Below are 15,649 nucleotides of genomic sequence, written 5' to 3'. Positions count from 1 at the left end.
GATGAAACGCTCGACACTCAACCGTATCGGCCTGTTCTTCGTGGCCCTGGTCATCGTCTCGCCCGTTATTCTGTTCTTCCTCTGGATGATCTCGCTGTCGCTGAAATACGAGATCGATAACGGCGCCTACCCGCCGATCCTCATTCCGGATCGCATAGCCTGGGCGAACTACCTCAATGTCTTCCAGGAAAACAATTTCTTCCTCTATTTCTGGAACTCCATTCTCGTGACCGGGGCAGCGACCCTGCTCGCCCTCGTTATCGGTGTGCCGGCAGGCTATGGCATCGCGCGGCTGAAGGCAGAGAAGTCAGCCATCGTCATCATGATCGCTCGCATGACGCCGGGCCTTTCCTTCCTCATCCCGCTATTTCTGCTGTTCCAATGGCTCAATCTGCTCGGAACGCTCTGGCCGCAGATCATCATTCATCTCGTCGTCACCGTGCCGATCGTCGTCTGGATCATGATCGGTTATTTCGAGACGACGCCGATGGAACTGGAGGAGGCGGCAAGCATAGATGGCGCAACGCCATGGCAGGTTTTCCGCCTTGTCGCCCTACCGATCGCCCGGCCCGGCATCGTCGTCGCCTTCATTCTCTCGGTGATCTTCTCGTGGAACAATTTCGTCTTCGGCATCGTGCTTGCGAGCCGCGAAACCCGCACGCTGCCAGTGGCCGTCTATAACATGCTCTCCTTCGAGCAGGTGAGCTGGGGACCGCTTGCAGCGGCTGCCTTGATCGTGACGCTGCCGGTGCTCGTGCTGACGATGTTCGCGCAACGGCAGATCATCGCCGGTCTGACGGCCGGCGCCGTCAAGTGACGCAGCCTTTATCTTTTGGATAGGATCACATTCATGGCACCCGTCAATATACAGAGCATCCAGAAGCGCTACGGCCAGGTGAAGGTCATTCATGACATCAGCGTCGATATCGCCGATGGCGAATTCGTCGTCCTTGTCGGCCCTTCGGGCTGCGGCAAGTCCACGCTGCTGCGCATGATCGCCGGGCTCGAAGAGGTGAGCGACGGCGAGATCCACATCGGCCGGCGCGAAGTCAGCCATTTGCCGGCGCGCGACCGCGACATCGCCATGGTCTTCCAGAACTACGCGCTCTATCCGCATATGACGGTCGCTGAAAACATGGGCTTTGCGCTGAAACTGAAAAAGGCAAACGCTTCGGAAATCGCAGCCAAGGTACAGAAGGCGGCATCCATCCTCGGCCTGGAAAATCTGCTGGATCGCCTGCCTCGTCAGCTTTCCGGCGGCCAGCGCCAGCGCGTCGCCATGGGCCGCGCACTGGTGCGCGATCCTCAGGTCTTCCTGTTCGACGAGCCGCTCTCCAATCTCGATGCAAAGCTGCGCGTGCAGATGCGCGGCGAAATCAAGTCCATGCATCAGCGCATCGGCACGACGACGATCTACGTGACGCATGACCAGGTCGAGGCGATGACCATGGCCGACAAGATCGTCGTGCTGCATGGTGGCTTTATCGAACAGGTCGGCGCGCCGCTCGATCTTTACGACCGGCCAGCCAATCTCTTTGTCGCCGGGTTCATCGGCTCGCCCTCGATGAATTTCATCGACGGCAGGATCGAGGAAGGCGTCTTCCGCAGCGACAAGGGCCTCATCCTACCCTTGCCGAAAAACTTTGCCATCGCAGAGCACGGTGGACGTCCGCTTGTCTATGGCATCCGGCCCGAACATATCCGCGCAGCGGCAAGTGGCCTGCCGGCCCGGGTCGGCATTGTCGAAGGCACGGGATCTGAGATCTACGCCAAGCTCGATTGCGGCGGCGAGGAAATCTCCTGCCTGTTCCGCGAACGTCTGAACATTCGCTTCGGCGACAAGATCGAAATCGGCATCGATCCGGCCAGCATCCATCTTTTCGACAAGGCGAGCGGAAAGCGCCTTTGACCGTTCCATCCGTCTTCGATCCGCCCTTCGGCACGCCCAGGCATATTCTTTGCGTCGGCGCTGCCGTTCTGGATACGCTCTTCCGCGTCCGCACCCTTCCGCAGGGTCAGGGAAAGGTTCTGCCCTATGACATGCTGCAGATCGCGGAAGGCATGGCCTCCAGCGCGGCCTATGCCGTTACGCGCCTCGGTGGCGAGGCGAGCCTATGGGGTGCCGTTGGCGGCGACGATACCGGCGAGCGCATTATCCGCGATCTCGGTGCTTCCGGCATCGATGTGGACGGCATGCTGCGCGTGGATGGCGCACGCTCTGCCGTCTCGACCATTCTTGTGGACGATGACGGCGAAAGGCTGATCGTTCCCTTCTACGATCCGAAGCTGCATCATACGGTGAAGAAATTCACCGCGGAGGATATCGCCGTATTCGATGCCGTTCTCGTCGATGTTCGCTGGCCGGCGCTGGCGCTGCAGGTTCTCAAAACTATCAGAGCGATGGGCAAGCCTGCCATTCTCGACGGCGATGTGGCGCCAGATGGCGTCATCGAACAACTGGCATCGGAAGCAACCCATATCGTTTTCTCCGAACCGGCCGCGCAGCGTCTGACGGGAACAAGCGATGTGTCCGCGATGACGCAGCTTCTGAAACAGCGCTTTGATCATGCTTTCGTCTGCGTGACAGCAGGAGCGGACGGCAGCTACTGGTTCGACGAGCAAAACAACGCCATCGCGCATTGCCCGACCATTTCCGTCAAGGCTGTAGATACGCTCGCCGCCGGCGACATCTTCCACGGCGCCTTCGCTCTCGCAATGGCAGAAGGCATGCCGCCGGCAGACGCAATCCGCTTTTCCTCTATCGCCGCCGCCATCAAATGCGAGTCCTTTGGGGGACGATCCGGGGCACCGACGCGGGCCGAGGTGATCCGCCGATCCCATTTGGGTTGAAAGCTCGGACGAGCTGGATTCCTATCAGTACATGCAGCGAGTTTATGGTTGCCGGCCGAGACTTATCGTTGAGCGGCTCACCACGTCTTTTCGGCTCCAAACCACAGTCCTCCCCACGGCAGCGATTGCTTACCATTTTGGAGGTGACAAGACTGCACGCGCCGGTTATACCAATCGCGCGACTCAAGCAGGAGGATCGCCAGATGAGAAATTTCAGCACAAATTGACGCTGAACGGCAACGCCGAATGTGGCTGCTGACCGGCCCATTCTCATCTATCGACATCCTCTTCGATGCCCATGGAGGGCATTCATGCTACGTCGCTTCTTTTCCTATTACGCCCGCTATAAGACGTTGTTCTTCCTCGATTTCGGCTGTGCCGTGCTTGCCGGCCTTCTCGAGCTTGGCTTTCCGCTGGCAGTCAAGATCTTCGTCGACCAGCTGCTGCCCGGCCGGGACTGGGGTCTGATCTTTGCAACGGCTGCTCTCCTGCTCGTCGTCTATGCCGTGGCGACGGGCCTGTCAGCGATCGTCAACTATTGGGGCCACGCGCTTGGAATCTCGATCGAGTCCGACATGCGCCGCCAGGCCTTCGATCATATCCAGAAGCTCTCCTTCCGGTATTTCGACAATAACCGCACCGGTCATCTGATTACCCACGTCACCAAGGATCTCGAGGAAGTGGGCGAGATCGCCCACCATGGCCCTGAGGACCTGTTCATCGCGATCATGACCTTCATCGGCGCTTTCCTGCTGATGTTCAGCGTTCATTGGAAGCTGGCGCTACTGACGACGACCATCGTGCCGTTCATGACCTGGCTCGTCAGCCGCTACGGCTCGAAGATGACGCTGAACTCACGCAGCTTGTTCGGTAAGGTCGGCAACTTCAACACGCGCATGCAAGAAACGGTCGGCGGCATCCGTGTGGTCAAGGCTTTCGCCAACGAGACATACGAAAGCCAGCTGTTTGCCAGCGACAACGAGGACTACAAGGCGACCAAGCTCGATGGCTATGCCTATATGACGGCAAGCATCGCGCTCAGCTATTTCAGCACGCGTCTGGTACAGCTGATCGTGATGATGGCGGGAACGTGGTTCGTCATATCGGGCGAGTTGAGCTATGGCGGCTTCATCAGCTTCCTGCTGCTCATCAATGTCTTCTTCCGCCCGATCGACAAGATCACCTCTGTCATCGAGACCTATCCGAAGGGCATTGCCGGCTTCAAACGCTTCCTGTCGCTGATCGATATGGAACCCGATCTTGCCGACCGGCCGAATGCGATCGCGGTCGATCATCTGAAAGGTAATATCGCCTACAACCATGTCGGTTTCGGCTATTCCGACCAAGTTGCGATCTTTAGCGATCTTTCTCTCACGATCGCGCCCGGCGAGACCGTCGCTTTCGTCGGCGCTTCAGGTACCGGCAAGACGACGATCTGCTCGCTGCTACCCCGCTTCTATGACGTAACCGCCGGCAGCATCACGATCGACGGCATCGATATCCGCGACATGACCCAAGCGTCGCTGCGCAGTCAGATCGGTATCGTGCAACAGGACGTCTTCCTGTTCGGTTCGACCATCCGCGAGAACATCGGCTATGGAAAGCTCGGCGCGACGGACGACGACATCATGAAAGCGCTGCAGCGCGCTTCGCTCGACGAATTCGTCCGCTCCCTGCCCGCCGGCCTCGATACGCCAACGGGCGAGCGCGGCGTCAAGCTGTCGGGCGGGCAGAAGCAGCGCCTAGCGATCGCCCGCATCTTCCTGAAAGATCCGCCGATCCTCATTCTCGATGAGGCCACGTCCGCGCTCGATACCGCGACCGAATACGCAATCCAGCAGGCTCTATTGGAGCTTGCGAAAGGGCGCACAACCCTGGTCGTCGCTCATAGGCTATCGACGATCCGCAATGCGGACCGTATCATCGTCATGGGCAATAATGGCATTGTCGAACAGGGCTCGCATGACGAGCTGCTTGCCCGTCGCGGCCCTTATGCGCGGCTGCATAATGCACAGTTCGGGCTTTATGCCTGATTTGGCTGCAAGATCAGAGAAAAGAGGAGCTAGGCTCGGCATCCCGGCCTTCTTTCGAGCGGTGACAATCAATGCAGTCACTGAAAATCAAACACACTGAGACCGGCCGCCACTTCATCGAGGCCAAGGGGACGCGTGACCGGCGGTTCTGCTCTCGCCAGGCAGCCCTGACGCTCGCATAGGCGACAAGCAGGACCGATCATGACGTGATTGGTGCCGAGCGCCTTGCCATAGACCACCTCGTCGCGATGGGCGATATCGCAACCGATGAGAAGTGCCGTGCGGCGCACTCTTTCTCCGAAGTCGGCCCGCGGTCCCTCGATCGTTCTCGATACGGTCAGAAAACCAGCACCGTCAGGCATCTGGGTAGCGTCCACCAATATCTGTCCGGGCTGAGCGAAGGCGGCGTGGATATTGAGCTTCGGACAGGCGCCGCCGAAGCGCGCCTGCGGAAAGCCTTGTGCCCCCGCCTTGCGCAGGCGATGGCCGGCATTGTCGATCTCCATCAGGAAAAACGGGATGCCGGATGCACCCGGACGCTGCAGGCTGCTCAGCCGCGTGGCGGCTTGCTCATAGGAGACGCCGAAGCGAGCGCCAAGACCTTCGATATCATAATGCAGTCGCTGCGCTGCCGAGAGATAGGCGCCATAGGGCATCAGAAGCGCATGGGACGCGTAGCGCGCTAGCTCGAAACGAGCGATGCGGTTGGCTTCTGGTGTCGAAAGCGTGAGGGAGCTCAGCTCGGCGGCGATTTCCTCGCGCAGGGCCAAAAGAGAGACTTCTGTCGCAATCTCACGGATCTGATCGAAGGGCGACAGACGCTCCGACAGGAAAAGCCGCATCGAATGCCGGTCATAGCGCCGACGCAAGCCAGGCATGGCGTGCACCGGCAACAGGCGTACCGCGATGCCATGCTCAGCTTTCAGCCGTGCCTTCAACGCGCCCGCCAGGTCGTCCCCGGGCGACAGGCGTTCATGGAAGGTCTCCGCAGCATCTTCGATGCGGGCAAAGAAATTCGGACGCGACTGCAGGCGATCGTGAACCTCGTCGAGCGGCAGGCGCGGTCCGGCGACCTCGGCAACCCTCCCCTCGCGGCCTAGAAGCTCGGCGAGATCGGACAGTCTTGCGGCCTGCTCGCGATAGGCGCGATAAAGCCGGATCATGCCATTTGCCGCATTCGGCGCTGCTTCGGCGAGCTCGATCAGTTCCTGATCGCCGGGGATCTCGCCTGCCAGCAACGGATCGGCAAAGATTTCACGCAATTGCCCTGCGCTGCCGCCCTGCTCGCCCTGCAATTCGTCGAGATCAACCTTGTAGACCGCCGACAGCTTCAACAACAGCTGCACGGTTAGTGGCCGCTGATTGCGCTCGATGAGATTGAGATAGGACGGCGAGATATCAAGCGCCTGCGCCATCGTCGTCTGCGTCAAACCGAGGCCCATGCGGATGCGTCGAACCTTCGGTCCGGCAAAGATTTTGCGCTCAACCATGAGTCATACCTTTTACAATTCTCGAGTCGGCAATATTTTACAAGATTTACAACTTTACTGAAGCCCAATGTCAACAATAACACATCATAACCCTTTTATCTAACGGCGCTTTCTAGTTTTCCTCGCTCTTGCAGCATCGATGTTGTAAAAATAGTCGTGCAATCGAGATCGATCGGAGGATCGAGAGGAAGTATCGGGAGAATCGCATGACAGATTTTTACAAACTGGTTCCCAACGCACCCGCCGGCCGTTTCGACGGTATCGAGCGCCCCTATCAGGCCGCGGATGTGAAGCGGTTGCGCGGCTCGATTACCATCCGGCATTCATTGGCCGAGATGGGCGCGAACCGCCTCTGGCAGCTCATTCACGAGGAGGATTTCGTCAATGCGCTCGGCGCGCTCTCGGGCAACCAGGCCATGCAGATGGTTCGCGCCGGTCTGAAGGCGATCTATCTCTCGGGATGGCAGGTTGCCGCCGACGCCAATACGGCCTCGGCCATGTACCCCGACCAATCGCTCTATCCTGCCAATGCAGGACCGGAGCTGGCCAAGCGCATCAATCGCACGCTGCAACGCGCCGACCAGATCGAGACTGCCGAAGGCAAAGGGCTTTCCGTCGACACCTGGTTCGCACCGATTGTCGCCGATGCTGAGGCAGGCTTCGGAGGTCCGCTGAACGCCTTCGAGATCATGAAGGCCTATATCGAGGCGGGTGCCGCGGGCGTCCATTTCGAGGACCAACTGGCATCGGAGAAGAAATGCGGTCACCTTGGCGGCAAGGTCCTCATTCCGACGGCGGCGCATATCCGCAATCTCAACGCGGCACGGCTTGCTGCCGACGTCATGGGTGTGCCGACCCTCGTGGTTGCGCGTACCGACGCCGAGGCCGCCAAACTTCTGACCTCGGACATCGATGAACGCGACCAGCCCTTCGTCGATTGCGACGCCGGCCGGACGGTCGAAGGCTTCTATCAGGTCAGGAACGGCATCGAGCCCTGCATCGCCCGTGCCGTCGCCTATGCGCCGCATTGCGACCTCATCTGGTGCGAGACATCGAAGCCGGATCTGGAGCAGGCGCGTAAATTTGCCGAGGGCGTGCATCGGGTCCATCCCGGCAAGCTGCTGGCTTACAATTGCTCGCCGTCCTTCAACTGGAAAAAGAACCTAGATGACGCGACGATCGCGAAGTTCCAGCGCGAGCTGGGTGCGATGGGCTACAAGTTCCAGTTCATAACGCTTGCCGGCTTCCACCAGCTGAATTTCGGCATGTTCGAGCTCGCCCGCGGTTACAAGGCTCGCCAGATGGCGGCTTACTCCGAGCTGCAGCAAGTCGAATTCGCAGCCGAGGCCAATGGCTACACCGCCACCAAGCATCAGCGCGAAGTGGGCACCGGCTATTTCGATGCGGTCTCGCTGGCGATCACCGGCGGCCAGTCATCGACAACGGCCATGCACGGATCGACCGAGCACGCCCAATTCAAACCGGCAGCAGAGTGATATCAGGATCTTAGGAGGAGAATGACATGGCATCGATAGCACGCGTTCGCGAGAGAGCCGAGGAGCAATCTCTCACCATGAATGCCGATCAGCAGGCGGTCATCCGCATGCTGGCCAATGAGCTGCATCGCCTCAACCAGACCGTCATGAATGCGGTCGAGGCTGGCGTTTCGGTCGAACTGGTTCGCTCGGCCCGCCACCACGGCGGCAACGGCAACTGGGGCGATCTCCTGATCCCTGTCGTCGTCGCCAAGGCAACGCAAACGGCATAACGGAGACAGATTCAGCGAATAATCGGGCCGCGCCGTCAATCGAGGGGGCGGCCCGTTTTCGTGACTGCAATCAGGGCGTCGCGTCGCTGACGAAATCTGCAAACGCGCGTTCGATCGCCTCCTCACTCGCGCCGGACGCGACGAGGGCTGCCAGCAAAATTCTCGCCTGCCCCGGGCGTAGCGTCGAGGAATGGATTGCACCGGCCGCAGCAAGATCATGTCCGCCACCGCCACCGCCATAGCTGGAAACGAGCAATCCATCCGGTACGCGGCTGGAAACCACGACGGGTACACCGACATCGGCACACCGCCTGACGGCTTCGACCAGACGCGAATTGGCATTGCCGGAACCGAGGGCAGCCAGAACGATGCCATGGGCGTCGGCCCTGAGGCTCGCATCCACATGTACGGAGTCACAGCCAGGGTAGATTGCAACGACATCAATCCGCACGTTATCAAGTGCCGCCGCAAGGCGCGGGCTTGGCGGATTTTCAAGCGGCCTCGCTTGCCGGAAAGCGTCGGCAACATCAGAAGAGTGCTTATAAAGTCCCCAGGCAGGCAGCAGACGGCCGCCAAAACAGACGAGCACGCCGCGGCCCGCATTGGTCGGATCGATGGCGGCGGCAACGGCAGCGGCAAGATTGCCAGGCCCGTCGGCCTTGGGATGATCAGCGGTAAATTGCGCGCCGGTAAACACAACGGGCTTATTCAGGCCATGCTGCAGATGGACGAGCAGCGCCGTCTCTTCCATAGCGTCCGTGCCGTGCAGGATGACGATGCCGTTGATGACATCATCCGCAAGCAACTCGCCAACCTTGTCGCTGATCTCCTGCATGTGGGCAAGCGTCAGGCTCGCCGAATCCTTTGCCATCAGCTCGATGGGTTTGAGATCGACAGGCATCTCCGGGAGCAGTGCCAGCAGGCTCTCCCCCGTCAGTGAAGGGATGCTGGCGCCGCTCTCGGTGCGTTCGCTTGCAATGGTGCCGCCGGTGGCAATGACTGCCACCAGCGGGTTGGCTTGCCCTGCCGTCACGACTGACCCCGCTCGGCCGCCAGCGAATAGATGCGGTCACGCAGCAGATACCAGCCGATGACCAGAGCCGGTGCGATCAGGATGAGGGAGGCAATCGTCCACGTGCCGACGGGATAGTCGAGCGCCATCAGCACCAGCACCGCGAAGAGGAAAACGAGCGTCAGGATACCGGTGTAGGGCGCGCCGAACATGCGGAAATCCGGGCGGGCCATCTCGCCGCGCTGCGACAACTTCCAGAGCTTCAGCTGGCACAATACGATCACGCCCCAGGCGGAGATGATACCGAGCGCCGAGATATTGAGGGCAATCTCAAAAGCGGCCGACGGCACGACCGCGTTCAACGCCACACCGATGACGGTCACGACAGCCGTCACGGCGATACCGACATAGGGCACGCCGGCCTTGTTCATCTTGGCGAGCGCTGCCGGTGCCGAGCCCGAAACCGCCATCGAATGCAAGATACGACCCGTCGAATAAAGGCCGGCATTGAGCGAGGACAGAACGGCCGTCAGCACGACGAGGTTCATGATGATATCGGCACCTTGGATACCGATCGTCCCGAAGAAGGTGACGAACGGGCTCTCACCGGCCTTGTAGGCCGTATAGGGCAGAAGCAGCGACAGTAGCAGCACCGAGCCGACATAGAAGATCAGCAGACGGGCGACTACTGTGCGGATCGCACCCGGCATCACCTTGCGCGGATCTTCGGTTTCGCCGGCGGTCGTGCCGATCAGCTCGATCGATGCATAGGCAAAGACCACGCCTTGTATGATGACGAAGGCCGGCAAGATGCCATTGGGGAAGAAACCGCCGCTATCGCTGATAATGCTGAAACCAGCGGAATGACCGGCAATCGGCGTACCTGACACGACGAAATAGATACCGATGGCGAGGAAGCTGACCAACGCCAGGACCTTGATCAGGCTGAACCAGAATTCGAGCTCGCCGAAGACCTTCACCGACAGAAGGTTCATGGCGAGCACCACCATCAGCGCGATCAGCGCGAAGACCCACTGGTCGATGCCGGCAAGCCAGGGAACGTAGTGCTTGAAGAAGTTCATATAGAGGGCAACAGCCGTCACATCTGCAACCGATGTCATGGCCCAGTTCAGCCAGTACATCCAGCCGACAGCAAAGGCCATCTTCTCGCCGTAGAACTCGCGGGCGTAAGAAACGAAGGAGCCGGAACTCGGGCGGTGCATGATGAGCTCGCCAAGCGCGCGCAGCACCAAAAAGGCAAAGAAACCGCAGAGCGCATAGACGAAGATGAGAGCCGGGCCTGCCGCGGCAAGGCGTCCGCCTGCGCCAAGGAAGAGACCTGTGCCGATCGCGCCGCCAATGGCGATCATCTGGATCTGCCGCGGCTTCAAAGCCTTGTGATAGCCAAGGTCCTCATTGACCGGCGGCCGGCGATCTGCCGGAATATTCTGAATAGGTTCGACTGACATTGCTCCTCCCTCGAGCCGTTTGTCCATGAGCGGATCCGGGGTGCTGATGTTGCACCCGACCGGATGCCGTTGCCTTAATCTGGCCGTCGATCGAGCTTAACGATCGCCGGTCATGCTGTAATGCTGTATGACAGATTTCCTCTTAGACACAGAAATAACGACGGGTCAAGCCAAACGACACTTATTGACGGGGCGTGAGCGAAGGGATAACAGATTTCTAAATCTGTCATACAGCTTGACAGATTTAGCTTGATTTCCATGTAGGAGGATAATGTGGTCAAGACGCGAAGCGAGTATGACCTGCTGGGCGAGAAGGATATTCCCGCCGAGGTTTATTGGGGGGTGCACACGGCAAGAGCCGTGGAGAATTTCCAGGTCACGGGAACACCGATCGGCCGCTATGCGCATCTCATCCGAGGCTTGGCCTTCGTCAAGGAAGCAGCCGCTCTTGCCAATCACGAGCTGGGTTTGCTGAGCGAAGACAAACTCGATGCAATCGTGCGCGCCTGCCACGAAATCCGCGCCGGCGAGCTTCACGACCAGTTCGTCGTCGACGTTATTCAAGGCGGCGCCGGCACCTCCACCAATATGAATGCCAATGAGGTCATCGCCAACCGCGCGCTCGAATTGCTCGGCCATGCCAAAGGCGACTATGCTCACCTTCATCCGAACGATCACGTCAATCTCAGCCAATCCACCAACGACGCCTACCCGACAGCCGTCAATGTCGCGCTCATCGAAGCGATCGACAATCTCGCGGCGGCAATGGAAACGCTGCAGGAAGCCTTCGAGCGCAAGGCCAAGGGATTCGACGGCATTCTAAAGATCGGCCGCACGCAGCTGCAGGACGCCGTGCCGATGACGCTTGGTCAGGAATTCAGAACCTTTGCCGTCATGCTCGGGGAAGATCGATCCCGCCTGATCGAATCGGCCGCCCTTCTGCATGAGGTCAACCTCGGCGCTACTGCCATCGGCACCGGCCTCAATGCGCCTGTCGGCTATGCCGCCCTTGCCTGCACCCATCTTGCCCGGCTGACGGGCCGCCCGCTGGTCACCGCAAGCGACCTCATCGAAGCAACGCAGGACCCTGGCGCCTTCGTCCATCTTTCCGGCGTACTGAAGCGCGTCGCGGTCAAGCTGTCGAAGACCTGCAACGATCTGCGCCTGCTCTCTTCCGGTCCTCGCGCCGGCATCGGCGAGATCACGCTGCCGGCGATGCAGGCGGGCTCGAGCATCATGCCCGGCAAAGTCAATCCCGTGATCCCGGAAATGGTCAATCAGGTGGCCTTCTCGGTCATCGGCAACGACATCACCGTGACGATGGCGGCGGAAGCGGGACAGCTGCAGCTCAATGCCTTCGAACCGATCATCGTGCGCTCACTGTCGGAAAGCATCATGCATCTGACCGCCGCCTGCCATATCCTCGCCGAGCGCTGCGTTGACGGCATCACGGCCAATCCGGCTCTCATGGCGCAGCGCCTGCAGGAGTCAATCGGCCTTGCGACGGCACTCAATCCGCTGATCGGCTATCAGGCGGCAACCAAGGTTGCTCGGGAGGCGCTGGCAACCGGACGCACAGTGCCGGAAATCGTGCTGGACCATGGATACCTGACCGCAGAGGAGCTCTTCGAGGCACTACGGCCGGAGCGCCTCGCCAACTTGCCCGCTGTTCTCAACGATGCGGCTGATCCTCGCCGATGATCGTGGTCACCACGCGTTTGACCTGACCGAGATGGGCCTCCATGGCCGCGATGGCCCCCTCCTCCGATGCCGCCGCAATCGCCTCGACGATGCGGCGGTGCTCGACATTCGAGGCCACGCGGCGCTGCGCCATCATGTTGACCAGCTCCGATTGGCGCATCAGTGCATCGCGGGCGTCGGAAACGATCTTGGCAAAGACGGCGTTTCCGGAAGATTCGGCAATCATCGAATGGAATTCCGAGTCCAGAGTTACCCACTTCAAAGGGTCTTCTTCCCGGTCCATCTCATCGCAAAGTTCAAGCAATCGCGCCAATTGCTGCTCTGTGCGCCGCAGCGCCGCCCAGCCGGCGGCAGGAACTTCGATGAAGGGACGCGCTTCGATCAAGTCGCGCGCGGAATAGCCGCCATAGCGGAGCTCCGGACCTGGCGTCGCGGTGACGACATAGGTGCCGCTGCCGGTACGTGTCTGGGTTAGGCCGAGCGTTTGAAGCGACCGGAGTGCTTCGCGGATGATCGGGCGGCTGACACCATAACGCGTGGCAAGCTGCGACTCGGCGGGCAGCCGCATCCCTACCGCCAACCGTCCCGATGTTATCGCCGAACGAATATCATCAAACACTGCTTCGGCAGCGTTTTTCCGACTGATCGGACTTGTATAAGATAACCAATCAGCCACCTCACTCATGACAGTCAAACTTCACAAACATTCCGCGCTTGTCAAGGATCGGCTCACGAAATGGCGCTTGCTCGCCGGGCAGCAACACAATTCGAAAAGCCGACTTTATGTTGATAACGCCATCGGCAACAACTTGCACTTGATACCGCTTTCGCCGGCGATATAAAGAAATCCCTATTCCTTTATGTGGAACGTCATCGTGCCCTTACCCCTCTTCGCTTTGTTTCTGGCCGCCTTTGCTTTCGGCACGACCGAGTTCGTCATCGCGGGTATTCTTCCGGACGTGGCGCAGGGTCTCGATGTCTCGATCCCTTTTGCCGGCTATCTGGTATCGGGTTACGCACTGGGAATCGCACTCGGCGGACCACTCCTAACGATGGCGACACGACAGGTTTCGCGCCGGACCATTCTGGTCGCTCTGATGATCGCCTTTTGCCTGGGTCAGATCGCCTGCGCGCTTGCGCCCGATTTCGCCGCCATGCTCCTCTTCCGCGTCGCGACCGCAATTGCCCACGGCGCTTATTTCGGGATTGCCATGGTGGTCGCGGTCGGCCTCGTCCCACCGGAATTTCGAGGACGTGCGGTTTCCGTGATCCTGGCAGGACTGACGGTCTCCAATATTGTCGGCGTTCCTCTGGGCGCGGCGATCGGTGGACTTTGGGGATGGCGAACCACGTTTTGGGCGATGACCTTGGTTGGCGTCCTCGCATTGGTCGCAATATGGGTCTTGATCCCACAGACGAAGGCAGAAACTCAGCAATCCGGCCATTTGAGCGGAGAGGTGCGTGTTCTCGGCCGCCAGCAGGTCTGGACATCTCTCATCATGATGCTCGCATTGATGATCGGCCAGATGGTGCCGTTCACCTACATAACGCCGCTGCTGCGTGAAGTGACCGGCCTTGATGCCATGCTTATTCCCTGGGTTCTCCTGCTCAATGGCGTCGGGGCGACATTGGGAGTTGTGATCGGTGGCAGACTTTCGGATTGGAAGCTGATGCCCTCGCTTATCGCGATGCTCGCCATTCAATCCGCGATACTCGTCGTCCTTTATCTGGTCAGCCCCTACCCCTTGCCGATGAGTGTGGCGATCTTCGTTTGGGGCGCGCTTAATTTTGCCATCGGCACCCCTATCCAGGCTCGCATCCTGATGTGGACCGCCGATGCACCAGGCCTTGCTTCCTCGCTCATTCCGTCCGGGTTCAATATCGGGATCGCGATCGCAGCAAGCGTCGGTGCTGTACTGCTCGAGAGCGGATATGGCTATCGCAGTTTGCCGGTGCTCGGCGCGATCACCCTTGCCTTGGCCTGCGTGGTTGCCATCCTCTCGGCTACGAGCGAAAGGCGAAGCGGCGCCGTTCCTCCAAATGCCGCTCTCACGTAATTTCTATTGGAAGGCCGCGGTCCTTAACAACGACCGCCGGCATACAAGTCAGGCGATCAGCCCTTTCATGGGCAGGACGTGATCGGAGCCCGGGAAAACATCGCGCGTCAATAGCGCCGGTGACGCGCCAAGCAGATCGACCGCGATACCCTTGACGACAGCGCGCAGATCCGTCGTGGCGGCAAGATCGCGGCCATCACGCAATTGCGCCGGCTTGAGACCGGGCCAATCGGCGATGACCCGACCACCCCTGATCGCGCCGCCGGCGAGGAAGGCGGCCGTTCCAGTGCCGTGGTCGGTGCCCTGTGTACCGTTGACCTGCGCCGTTCGCCCGAATTCGGTTGCGACAAGAATGGCCGTATCCTTCCAGGCCGGACCAAGCTCCTGCTGGAAAGCGGCAAAGGAATTGTCGAGCCCGACGAGCAATTTGTTCAGCCGATCGACCTCTCCGGCATGGGTATCCCATCCTTCGAAGGCCAGTGCTGCGACGCGAGGGCCATCGTCTTGGGCCAACAGGCGCGCGGCCCCTCTCGCCATCTGTGCCATGCCAGTGGGATCGCCGGGCCCTCCCTTCGCCTTGACATCGAGGCCGGCGGCGATCTTGCCGGTCGAAATGCCCTCAGTGAGGATTTTCGCAAAGAGCGGGTCGGTGTGGTTGTAGAGATCCATCAGCCGCGGCGGTAGATCATCGCTCACCGGCTGGAGGGTCGACGGCGACCAGCCGAGTACCGGCGCCCTGCCGCGAATGACGAGCGGTGCATTGGCACCAACCGAGAGACCTCGGATCTCCGAAGCTCCCGGTGAAACCTTGTCGCCCTTCGGAAGGCCCTCCAGCATCCGGTTCAGCCATCCGGATTCGACGCGGCCGGGCATTTCGTAACCGGACTCCAGCACGTCCTGACCGTCGAAATGGGACCGATCGCGATAGGGCGTCGCACTGGCATGCACGACGGCCGCCTGCCCCGCGCGATAGAGCCTGTTGAAATTCGGCATCGACGGGTGCAAGGCAAAGAAGCTATCCAGCGGCAACGCCGCGTCTGGGCCGCTCGTCGTCAGGGCGATCGCTTGCCGCAATGCCGCGTAGTCCGGATCGCCGACGGGCGGGACAGCTGTCAGACCATCGAGCGCGCCGCGCAGGATAATGGTGATGAAACGCGGGTCGCGTCCGCCGGCGGCATGGGCGAAGCGCGGGATGAAAGCCCAGGCAAACAAGGCGCCGGAAGCGCCAAGCACGGCACGACGGGTGGGGGTCATGAGTTCGCAGGTCAT

The 15,649-nt window shown here is 60.2% G+C and carries 13 protein-coding genes; 8 read left to right on the top strand and 5 right to left on the bottom strand.

Annotated features, from left to right (window positions below):
- The first annotated feature begins 1 nt into the window (after position 1).
- The 4 genes from AC13QE_RS03490 (at position 2) to AC13QE_RS03475 (ending at position 4,883) form a co-directional block, all read left to right on the top strand.
- A complete protein-coding gene (locus AC13QE_RS03490) occupies positions 2-817 on the top strand; it encodes a carbohydrate ABC transporter permease (RefSeq protein WP_488482592.1) in 816 nt (271 codons plus the stop codon).
- A 33-nt stretch (positions 818-850) separates the two neighbouring features.
- On the top strand, positions 851-1,909 hold the full coding sequence (locus tag AC13QE_RS03485) for an ABC transporter ATP-binding protein (RefSeq protein WP_488482591.1): 1,059 nt from the start codon (positions 851-853) through the stop codon (positions 1,907-1,909).
- Positions 1,906-2,850 (top strand): sugar kinase, encoded by a 945-nt coding sequence (locus AC13QE_RS03480; RefSeq protein WP_488482590.1) that lies wholly within the window; start codon positions 1,906-1,908, stop codon positions 2,848-2,850. The genes AC13QE_RS03485 and AC13QE_RS03480 overlap by 4 nt, the downstream gene beginning before the upstream one ends.
- Before the next feature lie 311 nt (positions 2,851-3,161).
- Positions 3,162-4,883, top strand: coding sequence for an ABC transporter ATP-binding protein (locus tag AC13QE_RS03475; protein ID WP_488482589.1), 1,722 nt, complete (start codon positions 3,162-3,164; stop codon positions 4,881-4,883).
- Between the two features lie 77 nt (positions 4,884-4,960).
- Here the strand turns inward: AC13QE_RS03475 and AC13QE_RS03470 are convergent, their stop codons facing one another.
- On the bottom strand, positions 4,961-6,373 hold the full coding sequence (locus AC13QE_RS03470; protein ID WP_488482588.1) for a helix-turn-helix domain-containing protein: 1,413 nt from the start codon (positions 6,371-6,373) through the stop codon (positions 4,961-4,963).
- Between the two features lie 206 nt (positions 6,374-6,579).
- Between AC13QE_RS03470 and aceA the strand changes: the two genes are divergently transcribed.
- Positions 6,580-7,869, top strand: a complete 1,290-nt coding sequence (gene aceA / locus AC13QE_RS03465; RefSeq protein WP_488482587.1) for an isocitrate lyase — start codon at positions 6,580-6,582, stop codon at positions 7,867-7,869.
- A 26-nt stretch (positions 7,870-7,895) separates the two neighbouring features.
- A complete protein-coding gene (locus AC13QE_RS03460; RefSeq protein ID WP_015342730.1) occupies positions 7,896-8,141 on the top strand; it encodes an SMc00767 family acetate metabolism repressor in 246 nt (81 codons plus the stop codon).
- 70 nt (positions 8,142-8,211) lie between these two features.
- On the opposite strand, the gene AC13QE_RS03455 is transcribed toward AC13QE_RS03460, so the two are convergent.
- Together AC13QE_RS03455 and AC13QE_RS03450 are read right to left on the bottom strand one after the other, a co-directional pair.
- Positions 8,212-9,174 (bottom strand): asparaginase, encoded by a 963-nt coding sequence (locus tag AC13QE_RS03455; RefSeq protein ID WP_488482586.1) that lies wholly within the window; start codon positions 9,172-9,174, stop codon positions 8,212-8,214.
- Positions 9,171-10,622, bottom strand: a complete 1,452-nt coding sequence (locus tag AC13QE_RS03450) for an amino acid permease (protein ID WP_488482585.1) — start codon at positions 10,620-10,622, stop codon at positions 9,171-9,173. Before AC13QE_RS03450 ends, AC13QE_RS03455 begins: the two co-directional genes overlap by 4 nt.
- Positions 10,623-10,895: 273 nt before the next feature.
- Here AC13QE_RS03450 and aspA point away from each other — a divergent pair, with 273 nt between their 5' ends.
- Positions 10,896-12,323, top strand: a complete 1,428-nt coding sequence (gene aspA / locus AC13QE_RS03445) for an aspartate ammonia-lyase (RefSeq protein WP_488482584.1) — start codon at positions 10,896-10,898, stop codon at positions 12,321-12,323.
- On the opposite strand, the gene AC13QE_RS03440 is transcribed toward aspA, so the two are convergent.
- Positions 12,295-13,008, bottom strand: coding sequence for a FadR/GntR family transcriptional regulator (locus tag AC13QE_RS03440; RefSeq protein ID WP_488482583.1), 714 nt, complete (start codon positions 13,006-13,008; stop codon positions 12,295-12,297). The genes aspA and AC13QE_RS03440 overlap by 29 nt on opposite strands.
- 190 nt (positions 13,009-13,198) lie before the next feature.
- On the opposite strand from AC13QE_RS03440, the gene AC13QE_RS03435 reads away from it, so the two are divergent.
- Positions 13,199-14,380 (top strand): MFS transporter, encoded by a 1,182-nt coding sequence (locus AC13QE_RS03435; RefSeq protein ID WP_488482582.1) that lies wholly within the window; start codon positions 13,199-13,201, stop codon positions 14,378-14,380.
- Positions 14,381-14,428: 48 nt separating this feature from the next.
- Here the strand turns inward: AC13QE_RS03435 and AC13QE_RS03430 are convergent, their stop codons facing one another.
- Positions 14,429-15,649: a DUF1501 domain-containing protein gene (locus AC13QE_RS03430; RefSeq protein WP_488482581.1), complete on the bottom strand. Its 1,221-nt coding sequence runs from the start codon at positions 15,647-15,649 to the stop codon at positions 14,429-14,431.

It is taken from the genome of Martinezella sp. CNPSo 3957 (genome assembly GCF_057784395.1).
This window is presented reverse-complemented; position numbering and strand designations above follow the sequence as displayed.

Bases quoted from the DNA above. Each gene is read 5' to 3' on its own strand.
- AC13QE_RS03490 (WP_488482592.1), top strand. From the start codon at position 2: ATGAAACGCTCGACACTCAACCGTATCGGCCTGTTCTTCGTGGCCCTG.
- AC13QE_RS03485 (WP_488482591.1), top strand. From the start codon at position 851: ATGGCACCCGTCAATATACAGAGCATCCAGAAGCGCTACGGCCAGGTG.
- AC13QE_RS03475 (WP_488482589.1), top strand. From the start codon at position 3,162: ATGCTACGTCGCTTCTTTTCCTATTACGCCCGCTATAAGACGTTGTTC.
- AC13QE_RS03470 (WP_488482588.1), bottom strand. From the start codon at position 6,373: ATGGTTGAGCGCAAAATCTTTGCCGGACCGAAGGTTCGACGCATCCGC.
- aceA (WP_488482587.1), top strand. From the start codon at position 6,580: ATGACAGATTTTTACAAACTGGTTCCCAACGCACCCGCCGGCCGTTTC.
- AC13QE_RS03460 (WP_015342730.1), top strand. From the start codon at position 7,896: ATGGCATCGATAGCACGCGTTCGCGAGAGAGCCGAGGAGCAATCTCTC.
- AC13QE_RS03450 (WP_488482585.1), bottom strand. From the start codon at position 10,622: ATGTCAGTCGAACCTATTCAGAATATTCCGGCAGATCGCCGGCCGCCG.
- AC13QE_RS03440 (WP_488482583.1), bottom strand. From the start codon at position 13,008: ATGAGTGAGGTGGCTGATTGGTTATCTTATACAAGTCCGATCAGTCGG.
- AC13QE_RS03430 (WP_488482581.1), bottom strand. From the start codon at position 15,649: ATGACCTGCGAACTCATGACCCCCACCCGTCGTGCCGTGCTTGGCGCT.